Source organism: Mesorhizobium atlanticum (genome assembly GCF_003289965.1).
In the GTDB taxonomy this organism is placed as follows: Bacteria; Pseudomonadota; Alphaproteobacteria; order Rhizobiales; family Rhizobiaceae; genus Mesorhizobium; species Mesorhizobium atlanticum.
Window position 1 is genome coordinate 433,948 of record NZ_QMBQ01000003.1, and the last position, 13,264, is coordinate 447,211.

General features: G+C 64.2%; 12 protein-coding genes. 3 read left to right on the top strand and 9 right to left on the bottom strand.

Annotation, left to right across the window (positions count from 1 at the left end; genetic code table 11):
• Positions 1-16 precede the first annotated feature (16 nt).
• Positions 17-448, top strand: coding sequence for a TerB family tellurite resistance protein (locus tag DPM35_RS11795; RefSeq protein ID WP_112127794.1), 432 nt, complete (start codon positions 17-19; stop codon positions 446-448).
• A 22-nt stretch (positions 449-470) separates the two neighbouring features.
• Here DPM35_RS11795 and DPM35_RS11800 read toward each other — a convergent pair whose 3' ends face one another.
• The 5 genes from DPM35_RS11800 to DPM35_RS11820 form a co-directional block, all read right to left on the bottom strand.
• Positions 471-2,093 (bottom strand): ABC transporter ATP-binding protein, encoded by a 1,623-nt coding sequence (locus tag DPM35_RS11800; protein ID WP_112127442.1) that lies wholly within the window; start codon positions 2,091-2,093, stop codon positions 471-473.
• A complete protein-coding gene (locus DPM35_RS11805; protein WP_112127443.1) occupies positions 2,090-2,959 on the bottom strand; it encodes an ABC transporter permease in 870 nt (289 codons plus the stop codon). The genes DPM35_RS11800 and DPM35_RS11805 overlap by 4 nt, the downstream gene beginning before the upstream one ends.
• Positions 2,956-3,903 carry an ABC transporter permease gene (locus DPM35_RS11810; protein ID WP_112127444.1) on the bottom strand — a complete coding sequence of 316 codons (948 nt, stop codon included), beginning with the start codon at positions 3,901-3,903 and terminating at the stop codon, positions 2,956-2,958. Before DPM35_RS11810 ends, DPM35_RS11805 begins: the two co-directional genes overlap by 4 nt.
• Positions 3,904-3,931: 28 nt before the next feature.
• Positions 3,932-5,413, bottom strand: a complete 1,482-nt coding sequence (locus DPM35_RS11815) for an ABC transporter substrate-binding protein (RefSeq protein WP_112127445.1) — start codon at positions 5,411-5,413, stop codon at positions 3,932-3,934.
• Between the two features lie 115 nt (positions 5,414-5,528).
• On the bottom strand, positions 5,529-6,806 hold the full coding sequence (locus DPM35_RS11820) for an acetylornithine deacetylase/succinyl-diaminopimelate desuccinylase family protein (protein WP_112127446.1): 1,278 nt from the start codon (positions 6,804-6,806) through the stop codon (positions 5,529-5,531).
• 280 nt (positions 6,807-7,086) lie between these two features.
• On the opposite strand from DPM35_RS11820, the gene DPM35_RS11825 reads away from it, so the two are divergent.
• Both DPM35_RS11825 and DPM35_RS11830 read left to right on the top strand, forming a co-directional pair.
• Positions 7,087-7,518, top strand: coding sequence for a L,D-transpeptidase (locus DPM35_RS11825; protein WP_112127447.1), 432 nt, complete (start codon positions 7,087-7,089; stop codon positions 7,516-7,518).
• Positions 7,519-7,706: 188 nt separating this feature from the next.
• Positions 7,707-8,549 (top strand): hypothetical protein, encoded by an 843-nt coding sequence (locus tag DPM35_RS11830; RefSeq protein WP_146767937.1) that lies wholly within the window; start codon positions 7,707-7,709, stop codon positions 8,547-8,549.
• A 119-nt stretch (positions 8,550-8,668) separates the two neighbouring features.
• Here the strand turns inward: DPM35_RS11830 and DPM35_RS11835 are convergent, their stop codons facing one another.
• Genes DPM35_RS11835 through DPM35_RS11850 form a run of 4 tightly spaced genes read right to left on the bottom strand, consistent with a single transcriptional unit; the run spans position 8,669 to position 13,245 of the window.
• On the bottom strand, positions 8,669-9,667 hold the full coding sequence (locus DPM35_RS11835; protein WP_112127449.1) for a lipid A biosynthesis lauroyl acyltransferase: 999 nt from the start codon (positions 9,665-9,667) through the stop codon (positions 8,669-8,671).
• A 20-nt stretch (positions 9,668-9,687) separates the two neighbouring features.
• A complete protein-coding gene (locus tag DPM35_RS11840) occupies positions 9,688-10,716 on the bottom strand; it encodes a zinc-binding dehydrogenase (RefSeq protein WP_112127450.1) in 1,029 nt (342 codons plus the stop codon).
• Between the two features lie 38 nt (positions 10,717-10,754).
• The gene (locus tag DPM35_RS11845; RefSeq protein WP_112127451.1) at positions 10,755-12,026 is read right to left on the bottom strand and encodes a beta-ketoacyl-ACP synthase; all 1,272 of its coding nucleotides are present in this window, start codon (positions 12,024-12,026) and stop codon (positions 10,755-10,757) included.
• Between the two features lie 28 nt (positions 12,027-12,054).
• Positions 12,055-13,245, bottom strand: a complete 1,191-nt coding sequence (locus tag DPM35_RS11850; protein WP_112127452.1) for a beta-ketoacyl-ACP synthase — start codon at positions 13,243-13,245, stop codon at positions 12,055-12,057.
• Between the last annotated feature and the right edge of the window lie 19 nt (positions 13,246-13,264).

The window sequence follows — 13,264 nt, forward strand, 5'->3', positions numbered from 1 at the left end:
TCGGAAAGGGAGCTTGGTGGCGATGGCGCTGCTCGACCAGATACGTTCGATCTTCGACGGTGACCCGGGTGTGCGCAAGGTGGCGGACGATCCGGTGCTGTCGGCGGAGCTTTTGATGCTGTTTCGGATGATCCTGGCCGACGGTTCGGTTTCGGAGAGCGAGATGGTCGTCTTCCGCCACATCTGCAAGGAAGCCTTCGGTATCCCCGAAACCTCGATCGACAGCGTTATCGAATATCTCAACGACTATGGCTACGAGACCAACGGCTCGCAGGCGATCGCGCTGTTCCGCGACCTCGATGTCGAGCGCCGGAAACTGCTCGCGCGCCACATGGCCGAGATCGCCAAGGCCGATTCCAAGCTGGCGGAGAGCGAGGTGAAGCTTCTGCGCCGCACGCTCGACCTGCTCGATATCAGCCCTGTCGATTTGGTGAAGCCGGAGGAATAGCCGGCCCGGCCATACCGGCTGCTTAGCCCTGTTCCTGCATGCGTCGCGCGATGGCGCGGTGAAGGTCGGGGGCGGCCGCGACCAGCGCTCGCGCGGCTTCGGAGCGCGGATGGTCGAGCACATCGCCGGTCTTGCCGCGCTCGACGATCTTGCCTTCATGCATGACCAGCACCTCGTCCGCCATGGCGCGGGCGACCGTCAGGTCATGGGTGATGAAGAGATAGGCGATGCCGAGCTTCTGGTTTAGCTCGGCGAAGAGGTCGAGGATCTGGGCGCGGATCGAGACATCGAGCGCTGAGACCGGCTCGTCGGCGACCACCAGCTTCGGGCGCGTGATGATGGCGCGGGCGATCGACAGGCGTTGGCGCTGGCCGCCCGAGAATTCATGCGGGTATTTGTCCATGTCGCGTGGCCCAAGCCCGACTTCATCGAGCGCATGCGCGACCATCTCGCGGCGCTCGGCGTTTGCCGGCTGTTTTTCCAGAAGATGCAGCGGCTCGGCCACCAGCTTCTCCACCTTCTGGCGCGGGTCGAAGGAGCCGTAGGGATCCTGGAAAACGACCTGCATGTCGCGCCTGGCCGGCTTCAGCTCGGCCTCCGCTTTTCCGATGATGGCCTCGCCGCGAAAGCGGATCGTGCCCGCCGTCGGTTTGTCCAATGCCAGGATCATGCGGGCAAGCGTGGACTTGCCGCAGCCCGAGCGGCCGACCAGCGCCACCGACTGCGCCGGCTCGATGGTGAGCGAGACATCGTCGACGGCACGGATCGGCTGCGCCGGCCGGAATAGGGATTTGCGCCGGCCCGGATAATCCCGGACGACGCCTTCGACTTCGAGCAAGGGCATTGCCGAGCCGGCAAGGTGCTGTTTCGGCCGCGCCGGCACATGCATCGACGCCAGCGCCAACTCGCGTGTGTAGGGATGCTGTTGTTCCGACAGCGTGCGCGCCGTGTCGCCGGCTTCCGTCACCTCGCCACGGCGCAGGATGGTCAGGCGATCGGCCATCTCGGTTACCACCGCGAGGTCGTGCGAGATCAGCAGCAGGCCCATGCGGTTCTCGCGGACCAGATCGCGCAACAGGTCGAGGATCTGCGCCTGCAGCACCACGTCGAGCGCCGTCGTCGGCTCGTCGGCGATCAGGAGCTTCGGTTTCAGCGCGCAGGCAATGGCAATGACGACGCGCTGGCGCTGGCCGCCGGACAGTTCGTGCGGATAGCGCGACAGCGGGAATTTGGCTTCCGGCAGCCCGACGCGGTCGAGGATTTTTCGCGCGCGCTCTTCGGCCTCGGCGCGGCCCGCCTTGGTGTGCCAGCGAATGCCTTCGGCCACCTGTTCGCCGATCGTCTTGACCGGGTTCAGCGCCGTCATAGGCTCCTGGAAAACCATGCCGATATCGTCGCCGCGCAAGGCGCACATCTGGTCCTCGGTGGCTCCGAGGATGTCGATGCCGTCGAAGGCGACGCGGCCTTCGGCACGCGCCAGGTGGGGGAGGAGCTGCATGATGGTCAGCGCCGTCATCGACTTTCCGGAGCCGGATTCACCGACCAGGCCGACGACCTCGCCAGGCGCGATCGTCAGCTCGACGCCTTTCAGGATCGGCGTGGCGCCGATCGTCAGCGACAGGTTTTCGATCTCGAGCAGGCTCATCGGCGCCGCCGCGATTTCGGATCGAGGATATCGGCGAGACCGTCGCCGAGCAGGTTCAGCCCAAGCACAGTGACGACGATCGCCATGCCGGGGAAGATCGCCATCCAGGGCGCGGTCACCATGCGCGTCTGCGCGTCGAACAGCATGCGGCCCCAGCTCGGCATCGGCGGCTGGGCGCCCAGGCCGACATAGGAAAGCCCGGCTTCGGCGAGGATGCCCAGCGCGAACTGGATCGTGCCCTGGACCAAAAGCAGCGTCGCGATGTTGGGCAGGATGTGCTCGACGGTGATCCGCGTCATGCCCTTGCCGGCGGCGCGCGCGGCGAGGATGAATTCGCGCGGCCAGATCGCCAGCGCGCCGGCGCGGGCGACGCGCGCGAAAACCGGTATGTTGAAGATGCCGATGGCAATGATGGCGTTGACGGCGCCCGGGCCGAAGATCGCGGTGATCATGATTGCCGAGAGCAATGCCGGGAAGGCGAAGACGAGGTCGTTGACGCGCATCAGCGCCTCGTCGGCCAGACCGCCGCGCGCAGCGGCGAAGGCGCCGAGCGGCACGCCGATGCCCATGCCGATGCCGACCGCGACCAGCGCCACGGCGATCGAATTGCGGGCGCCGACCATGATCATCGACAGGATGTCGCGGCCGAAATGGTCGGTGCCGAACCAGTGTGCCCAAGAGGGCGGCTGAGTCTTGTCGGCGATTACAAGCTTTGTGACGTCGTAAGGCGTCCAGACGAAGGAGACGAGCGCGACGGCAACGATCAGCAGCGTGATGATGAGCCCGACCAGGAAGGAGCGGTTGCCGAGGGCCTTGGCCAGCACGCCGGCGATGGTTTCCTCGGGCAGGTCGATGCGCATGGTCATTGCCGGCCTCTGAGGCGCGGGTCGACGATAGCGTAGGAGAAATCGACGAGGAGGTTGATCAGGATCACGGCGGCGACCAGAAGCATGACGATGCTTTCGACCACGATCAGGTCGCGCTGGGTGATGGCCTGGAAGATCAGCCGGCCCAGCCCAGGCAGGTAGAAGACATTCTCGATGATGATGGTGCCGGCGAGCAGGAAGGCAAATTGCAGGCCGAGGATGGTGAGCACGGGGATCATGGCGTTGCGCAGCGCATGGCGCCAGAGCACGGCGCGGTAGGGCAGGCCCTTGGCGCGCGCGGTGCGGATATAATCCTCGTTGAGCACCTCGATCAGCGCCGAGCGGGCGACGCGGCCCAGGATCGCCGCCTGCGGCAGCGCCAGCGCGATGGCCGGCAGGATCAGCGATTTCAGTGCCGGCCAGATACCGGCGCCCCAGCCCGGAAAGCCGCCGGCCGGCACCAGCCGCAGCCAGACGGCAAACAGGTAGATCAGCATCAGCGCGAACCAGAAATTCGGCACGGCGACGCCGAGTTGGGCGGCACCCATGGCGAGCGTATCGCCCGCGCGGCCCTGGCGGCTGGCCGAGAACACGCCGACCGGAATAGCGATGATGGTCGAAAGCGCTAGCGCGATCAGCGCCAGCGGCAGGGAAACGGCGATGCGTTCGCGCACCAGGTCGATGACGGGAACCGAATAGGTGTAGGAGCGGCCGAAATCGAGGTTGAGCAGGCCGCCGACCCAGTGCAGGTAGCGCAGCATCAGAGGGGCGTTCAGCCCCATCTGGTTGCGCAGCGCCTCGACCTGCTCGGCGCTGGCGTTGAGGCCCAGCATCAGGCGCGCCGGATCGCCGGGCAGGACCTCCATGACCGCGAACACCACCATCGAGGCCAGTACCAGGGTGAGGGCCGCGATGATGAGGCGTTTGAGGAGATAGGCGGTCATGGGAGGCGATCGGGCGATCGCGCCGGGCTCAATCCGTCCACTTCACCTTGGTCAGATCATCCGCCTCGATCGGCCAGTTCGTCCACATGCCCTGCAGCTTGGCATCCCAAACGCCAATCTTGGGCAGCTCGAACAGATAGACGGCGGGCACGTCGTGGGCGAGAATCTTCTGCGCCTCACCCAGCAGTTCCAGCCTCTTGTCCTTGTCGACCGTGGTGCCGAGCTGCTTGATGACATCGTTGAACTTCGGGTTGTCATACTGGAAATAGTAGCCGGGCCGCGAATAGATATCGATGTCGTTAGGCTCGACATGGGAAACGATCGTGAGGTCGTAATCCTTGTTAGTGAAGACCTGGCTCAGCCACTCCGCCCATTCGACCGGGATGATCTGCAGATCGACCCCGATCTCCTTCAGCTGGGACTGAATCACCTGGCCGCCGTCGCGTGCGTAAGGTACGGGTGGCAGCTTGATCGTGGCCGAGAAGCCGTTCTCCAGCCCCGCTTCCTTCAGATACGCCTTGGCCTTGGCGATGTCGTGCGGATAGACGCCGGTGAGATCGACATAGCCCGCGTCGCCTGGCGAGAAATGAGAGCCGATCGGCTTTCCAAGACCGTTCGAGGCGGCTGCGATGATGGCGCTGCGATCGATCGCGGAGGCGAGCGCCTGCCGCACCGCGAGCTTGTCGAAGGGTGGCTTCTTGTTGTTGATGGACAGGATCGTCTCGCCCTCGGTCGAGCCGATCACGACGCTGAAGCGCGGATCGGACTGGACCTGCCCGAGCGCGTCCTGTGCGGGCATGTTGGCGAAAGCCTGGATGTCGCCCGAGAGCAAGGCGGGGACGGCCGCGGCCGCGTCGGGCACGATACGGAATGTCGCCTTGTCGAGCGCAGCGGGCGTACCCCAATAGTCCGGGTTCTTGACGAGCGTGATCTCGGAACCCTTGGCCCAGTGATCGAGCTTGAACGGCCCGGTGCCGATCGGCTTGTCCTTGTTGCCGTCGGCCGACCCCTTCGCCACGATCACCGCTGCAACCTGGCCCATGTCATAAAGGAAACTGCCCTGCGGCCCGTCGAGAGTGACCTTGACGGTCGCCGGATCGACCGCCGTGACATCGGTGATGTGGGCAAAGAGCTGCTTTTGCGGATTGAGCGAATCCTTGGCACGCGCCCGGTCCAGCGAGAATTTCACGTCGTCGGCGCTGAAGGCCGAGCCATCGTGGAACTTCACGCCGGAATGCATCTTGAACGTGTAGACCTTGCCGTCGTCGGAGACTGCCCAGCTCTCGGCGAGGGCGGGTTGAACCTGACCATTGTCGTCGATGCGCGTCAGCCCTTCAAAGACATTGGCATAGGTGACTTCGCCGATGGCCGCGGCCGCGCCGGCGGTCGGATCGAGATGCGGCGGCTCGAGCACGATGCCGAGCGTGAGGTCGGTGCGCGCGGCAAAGGCCGACGTGGCGGCGGCAAGCGACAGGGTAGCCGCGGCCAGAATGGTCTTCCACAGTTTCATCGCTGAACTCCCATTGCTCAAACCTGCTCAAGCCGGCGGATAGAAGCGTGATTTGGCGCGCGAGTAAATTGCGTTTCGTGCTGCCGGGCGGCGCCAGGTGGAATGTTTTTACCTGTCATCCGGTCGTGCCGCGCAAGAGCACATTGAGGCCGATCGCCATCACCTTGGCCGATTCCACCATGTCGGCGATGCCGACCCATTCGTCCGGCCTATGCGCAAGGTCGAGAATACCCGGGCCGTAGGCGATGCAGTCATAGAGATGGCCGAGGCGCGCGACGTGCTTCTGGTCGTAGGTGCCGGGCGAGATCACATAGTCGGGTTCGCGATCGAACACCTCCATGATGCCTTTCGCGACGGCCTTCACCACCGGCGCGTCACGCTCCGTCATCAGCGGCAGCACCTCCATCAGGTCGCGGATCTCGTAGTCGAATTTCTTGCGCTCGCGCTTCAGCCGCTCGAGGATGCCGGTGACTTCGCCCTTCACAGTGGCGATGTCCTCTTCGAGCAGGAAGCGCCGGTCGATGGTGAGCCGGCACCAATCAGGCACGTTGGGCGAGGGAAGTCCGGGCCGGAAATCCTCGGTCTGGCCGCCATGGATGGAATTGATGTTCATGGTCGAGCGCCGGGCGCCCTCGGGCACCACCGGCATGCGCGTCATCTTGCGGTCGAGCGCCGGGAACAAGTCCTCCTCGAAAGCCTGCAGCACGGCGCCCATATGGCGCACCGCGTTGTCCCCGAGGAACGGCATCGAGCCATGCGCGATCTCGCCCTTGGTCTCGATCTCGGCCCACCAGACGCCGCGATGGCCAAGGCAGATGCGATCCTTGTTCAGCGGCTCCGGGATGATGACGTGGTCGACCTTCGGCTTCGAGAAATAGCCGAGCCTCGCCAGATGGGCGACGCCGCCGAAGCCGCCAGATTCCTCGTCCGCCGTGCCCGATATCTCGATCGCGCCTGGAAAGTCGGGATAGGTCGCCATGAAGGCTTCGGCGGCGATGACGGAGGCCGCCAGGCCGCCCTTCATATCGCAAGCGCCGCGGCCATAGACCCTGCCGTCCTTCACCACGCCGGCAAAGGGATCGACGGTCCAGCCGTCGCCCGCCTCGACCACGTCGATATGCGAGTTGAAATGCACGCAGGGGCCGGGCGAGCGGCCGTCGAAGCGCGCGACCACGTTGACTCGCGGATAGCGGTCGCTGTCGCCTGGCGCGCCCTCGGCACGGATGAATTCGGTTTCGAAGCCGAGTTTCTTCAGACGCGCGCCAAGGAACTCGGCGCATGGCCGATAGGCCTCGCCTGGCGGATTGACCGTCGGGAAGCGGATCAGATCCGCGGTCAGCGCAACGAGTTCGTCTGTCCGGTCCTCGACCGCCCCGAAAAGTCGCTCATTCATGCGAAGTCGTTCATTCATCCGGCGGATTGAAGAAGGAACGCAGCGCTTTTGCAAGCAACCAGTTGCTCATTGCCACACGACGATCCGGGCATGGCCCAATGCCCGTGTTTAAACTCAAGAGGGTGCGTGTCGCAGCGGCAACTATGCCGGGAAAATCGTTCAAATTCACCGCATTGGATTGGCGGAATCGTCAAGGAGTGTGTGGTACTTAACGCATCTGCCGGCAAAAAGATGGAAAAACCGCGTCAATGGCAGGGGGCAATCAAAGGGGTTTGATCGCATGAAAAACTTCGTTCTCATGGCAACCGTGCTGGCGACCGCGTTGTTCGGCATGTCTATCGCAAGTCGGGCGGCCACGCTGGTCGCCAATATCGACGTGTCGTCGCAGACCATGACCGTCAGCAAATATGGCCAAGTGCTCTACCGCTGGAGCGTGTCGACGGCGCGTCCTGGATATTTCACGCCGCGCGGCAGCTACCAGCCGCAATGGACCGCCCGGATGTGGTATTCGCGCAAGTATGACAACTCGCCGATGCCTTATTCGGTGTTCTTCCACGGCGGCTTCGCCATTCACGGCACCGGGGCGGTCAGAAATCTCGGACGCCCGGCGTCGCATGGCTGCGTGCGCCTGCATCCGGCCAATGCCGCGACCTTCTATTCGATGGTCAAGGAAGTCGGGTTCGGCAACACGCGGATCGTCGTCACCAACTGAACCGGATGACAATGCTTCTCTGACAGTCGCGGGCAGCATTGCTGCCTGCTCGTCAGCGCGGCGTTGCAGCGATGCCTCACATGCTCCGAAAAACAACGGCTTATGCATTCAGTAGCATTGCCGAAGCTGGTTTGCATGAGGCGACAGTGGTAAGTACGACGTGTTAGTTCTGCTGCTGGGGGGCTGTAATGTATCGATTTCTTTTGGGCACCGCGATCGCGGCTACTGCAACGGCTGCTTTCGCTGCAGATGCGCCGGTTGTTCTGGATCAGGAACTCGCCCAGCCGCACATTTCCGGTTACGGCGAACTCTATGTGGGTGGTCTCTATGTGTCGGTCCCTGGTGACCACGCCACGGGCACCGCTGCAGGTGGCGCGGCTAGGGTCAACTTCCCGATCGACGCCCGCTGGAACATTCAGACGGACGCGGTGGTGGACTCGATCTGGATCCAGGGCGTGAATATCTACAGCTACGGCGGCGCGGTCCACGGCTACTGGCGCGACCCAAGCTCTTATGCGCTCGGCGGGTTTGCCACAATCACGGGATACGGCGGCGACGAAGGCATCAGTGACGCGAACCTCTATAGCTTCAGCTTCGGCCCTGAAGCTCAAGCCTATTTCGGCAATGTGACCGTCTATGGTCAGGTTTATTATGGTCAGTTGCGAGCCAGCGGCGAATCCGAACATTTCGACAATTGGGGCGGTCGCGGCGTAGTGCGCTTCTTCGCCCAAGACAACCTTCGGTTCGATGGCGAGCTCGGCTTTTCGCGACTTTCGGCCGATGGCGGACATCTAGATACTGTCACGGGTGCCTTACAGGCCACCTACCGGTTTTCCGGTACGCCTTGGTCGGTGTTCGGGCGCTACCAACTGGATCACCTGACGGCAAGCGGGTCTTCGGGCAGCGTGAACGTGCACAAATATGTCGTCGGCCTCAGGGCAAGCTTTGGCGCAGATACCTTGCTTTCCGAAGACCGCAACGGCGCTACCATGGATACTTATCGGCCGAACTTCACATTGCCGCTCTTCTGAAATTGCCGCGCAGGCCTGACAGTTAAGCCAATATCGAGGCCGCGAGGATCAATCTTCGCGGCCTTTCTTTTGGGCAGCAAGCGCCGGGTATTGTCCAGGCGTGCTCCGCCAGGTCTCGACTACTGAGCGTCCAGGCTGGCTTGTTTTGCCTGTCTGCGCTTGCGGCGGCGGCCGCTGATTTCCCATCGCTTGTGGAACCACATCCACTGTCCTGGATCCTCGCGCACCCAGCGCTCGACCACATCGGTGAGCAGCTGGGTGGTGGCGTCGACGTCGACGCTGCCGTCCTCGGTGCGCGGCAAGTCCAGCTTGTCCTCGATCTCAAGACGAAAGCGGTTGCCCGGCAGCCTGACGCAGCGGGCGGGATAGACATCGCAGTCGTAGTGCCGGGCCAGCATGCCGAGCATCGGATTGGTCTGGCACAGGCGGCCGAAGAAGGTCGTCTCCACGCCGCCCGAGAATTTCTGATCGACCAGCACGCCGATGTTGCCGCCTTTCTCGAGAATGGCGGCGAGGGCGAACGATGCGCCGGTGGAGGAGGGCAGCAGCGCGCCCATAGAGGAGCGGCGCGTCGAATGGATGTAGTCGGCGAGGTAGGGGTTGTTCGGCGGGCGAAACAGCGCCGTGATGTTCATGCCGAACGTGGCCGCGGCCACCGGCAGCAGCTCGAAATTGCCGAGATGGCCGGTGAAGAGGATGTGAGGTTTCTTCTCGCCGGCGATCTCGACGAAATGCTCGATGCCGCGAACCTCGACCCGGCCAGGCTTCGCAGCGTCCGGGTCGAAGTCGAACAGCGCGTCGAGGAAGATGTATTCCGCCGCGAGGCGGGCCATGTTGCCCCACATGTCGCGCGCGATGGCCTCGATTTCGGCGTCGCTCTTCTGCGGATAGGCAAGGCGCAGATTGTTGACCGCGACGCGATGGCGCCCGACAAGCGGGCCGACCCGGCGGGCGGCGCGGTCGGCGAAGTTGAGCGCGTTGTCCGGAGGCAACAGGCGCAGCAGCGAGAGCAACACCATGGCGAGCCTGGCGACCAGCCAGTGCTCCATCTGGCGCAGCCGCCGGCCGTAGCGGAACATGAAGTCCCGGCGGGCTTTCCTGAGCGCGTTGCCGACCATCCGCCTTTCCTGGAACTGCTTTAGGAAACGCGCAGGATGATCTTGCCGAAGACGTCGCGGCCTTCCATGCGCTTCAGCGCCGCATCGATGTCGTCGAAACCCACCTCGGTATCGATGACAGGGGCGACAAGACCGGCGGCCATCTTCTGCATGGCGTTGGCCATGTTCTCCATGCGGCAGCCGAAGGAGCCGAGCAGCTTCAGCTGCTGCTGGAAGAGCTGCATCAAATTGACCTGCGTCGACACGCCGGAGGTCGAGCCGCAGGTGACGAGGCGCCCGCCGCGCTTCAAGGAGAGCATCGAGCCGGCAAATGTATCCGCGCCGACATGTTCGAACACCACGTCGACGCCCTTCTTCTTCGTCAGCTTGCGCACGACGCCTTCGAAGCGGTCCTCGCGGTAGTTGATGACGTGGTCGGCGCCGAGTGCCTTGGCCTTGTCGATCTTGTCGTTCGAGCCGACCGTGGTGATGACCGTGCAGCCCATCTTCTTGGCCAACTGGATGGCGGCGGTGCCGATACCGGAGCCGCCGGCATGGACGAGAATGGTCTCGCCGGGTTCCAGCTTCGCGTTGTCGAACAGCATGTGCTCGACCGTGCCGAAGGTTACGGGCGCGACCGCCGCGCCGATCTCGGTGACGCCGGGAGGAGCGGGTACCAGCAGGCGCGCCGGCAGATTGATCTTTTCCTGGGCGAAGCCGTCAAGATGGAAGCCGTGGACGCCGGAAACATGCTCGCAGAGATTGTCGCGGCCTTCGCGGCAGGCGCGACAGAGGCCGCAGGTGCGCGCGCCGTAGATCGAGACCAATTGTCCGGGCTGGAGGTTGGAGACGCCAGGGCCGACCGCTTCGACCTCGCCGGCGGCTTCGGCGCCGACGACCAGCGGCAGCTTGCGCTTGGCAAAGGCCATGCCGCGCCAGCCCCAGACATCGATATGGTTGAGCGCCACCGCCTTGATGCGGAGCGTCACTTCGCCCAAGGAAGGCGGCGGGGGAGGCGGCAGGTCCACCGTTTCGAGACGGCGGTCCTCGATAAGTTGCAATGCGCGCATTGAGCCTGTCAGTTCGTCAAAAGCGGAAAAATGTCCGCTTAGACCGGTTCCCGCGCCATGACAAGGCAGGTGTTCTGACCACCGAAGCCAAAGGAGTTCGACAAGACCGTGCCGACCTCGGCGTTGCGCTTCTTGTTCGGGACGACGTCGAGGACAATAGCCGGATCCGGATTGTCGTAATTGATGGTCGGCGGGATGACGCTTTCGCGCATGGTCATCAGCGAGAAGGCGGCCTCGACCGCACCGGCGGCCGACAGCGTGTGGCCGATCATCGACTTGTTCGACGAGACCGGCATCGAGCCGATACGCTCGCCGAAGACAGTGGATAGCGACAGATGCTCCATCTTGTCGTTTTCCGGCGTCGAAGTGCCGTGCGCGTTGACATACTCGATCTCGTCCTCGCTCATGCCCGCATCGGCAAGGGCGGCGCGCACCGCCGCGATCGCCGGTGACGCATCAGGCTTGGAGCGGGTGCGGTGGAAGTCGTCGGCCTTCTCGCCGCAGCCGCGCATGATGCCGAGGATCGTCGCGCCGCGGGCCAGCGCGGCTTCCAGCGATTCCAGCACCAGCGCCCCCGACCCCTCGGCCAGCACGAAGCCGTCGCGGTCCTTGGAGAAGGGCTTTGAGGCCTTTTCCGGGATGTCGTTGTGAGTGGAGAGCGCCGAGAGCAGCGAGAAGCGGATCAGCGCCTCGGCTGTCGCCGAGCCGTCGGCGCCGATCGACAGCGCCTTGTCGCATTCGCCGCGACGGATCGCCTCGACGCCGAGCTGGATGGCGGTGGCTCCCGAAGCGCATGCGGTCGAGAGCGTGATCGGCAGGCCGCGCGTGCCGAAGCGGTCGGCCAGGCGGTCGGCGATCGAGCCGAACTGGGTGGTTTCGAAGATGTCGAGCTCCTTCAACGCGCGGGCGACGCGCAGCAATCTCTCGGAACCGCCATCCTTCTTGTCGGAATTGTAGAGCGAGAAACGGTCGGCCCAGTCGAGCTCGACCGGCGGCGAGGCCAGGAACAGCGGGCCGCCGAAATCGCCGGAATCGAGGCCTGCTTCCGACACGGCTTCCTGGGCAACGGTCTCGGCCAGTTCGTAAGTGAGGTGGCTTGCGCCCTTCGAGCTCGACGGCAGGAAGTCGACCATGCCGGAAATGCGGGTGTTGAGGTGGTCGACCGGAAAACGGCTGATCGGATGGATGCCGGATTTGCCGGACGTCAGCGCCGCCCAGTTGTCGGTCTTGCCGACGCCCAGTGACGTCACGACGCCGATGCCGGTGACGGCCACGACCGGCCTGCCCATATGGTCTTTGAGATTGGCCATGTTTTGTCCTGACAGCCTCGATGGTACCTCAGGCCGCTTTGATCAGCCCCATGCCCTCGAATTGGTGATAGCCGATCGCAGTTGCAAGGACTGTCCCCGGCGCACCGTCAAACGGCTTCTCGGCCGTGGCGTCGAAAACGGGGTAACCGGCCTTGCGGTCGATCGCCATGGCCGCGAGCGCCACGGCGAAGGGGAACTGCGCTTCCTTCATATGACCGGTCAGCGTCGAGAAGGCGCGCACGGCCAAAGCCGGGTTGGCGTCAAGCACCGTTTTTTCGGCGGCCGTTGCGGCATGGGCGCCGGAGGCGGCGGAAATCGTCAACAGGTCGCCATCGGGAAGGTGGGCCTGCTCCAACAGGGCGGCAATTTCTGAATTCAACTCGCCGCGCCGGCGTCTGGCACGGCCGGACACGATGGGGCCGAGCTCGGCGTAGATCCTTCGGCCGCGGCTTTTCGCGTGCTCGCGCTGCTCCAGCACCAGGAAAGCGCCACCCGAGCCCGTCACCACGCCGCCGCCTTCGGAACCCTGGCGTTGCCAGACCGGCTTCCACGGGCCGCGATGCAGGTAGCCGGCAAGCTCATAGCCGAGCAGCATGTCGGAATGCTCGGTCTGGAAGGCGCCGCCGACCAAAACATGGGTCGATTGCCCGGAGCGGATGCGCGCGGCAGCCGTCTCGACGGCCGAGACACCCGCGCCTTCCTCGCCCATGAAGGTGCGGGAGGAACCGGTGACCTTGTGGACGATCGAGATGTTGCCGGCGAGGAGGTTGGAAAGCTGGGCGAGAAATAAAGTCGGCCGCAATTCCGTCGTCAGCTTCTCGTTGAGCAGCACGTCGCGGTCGTTGCGGCTCTCGGAGGCGGCGAGGATCGCGGCGTCGACGGCTTCGTCGCGCTCGCCACCGCCGGCGGCCACCACCATGTCCATGGTCGTGGAAAGCTCGTCATTGCCCTTGATGCCGGCATCGTCCAGCGCAAGCCCGGCGGCATAGGTGCCGAGCCGCTGCCATGTTTCCATCTGGCGCTGGTCGCCGCGCTTGGCGATTTGCAGGTTCCAGTCGATCTCGGGCAGGGGATGAATGGTATAGGGGGCGAAACGCTCTGCATCGAGCACCGGCTGGAAACCAGGCTGCGTAAGCTTTTGCCAATGCGCGTCCGGACCCTCTCCCAGCGAGGAGACAAGGCCTATGCCGGTGATAACGACGTCGTGCGGGCTGCTCATGGGCGGCTGTTTTGGGTCA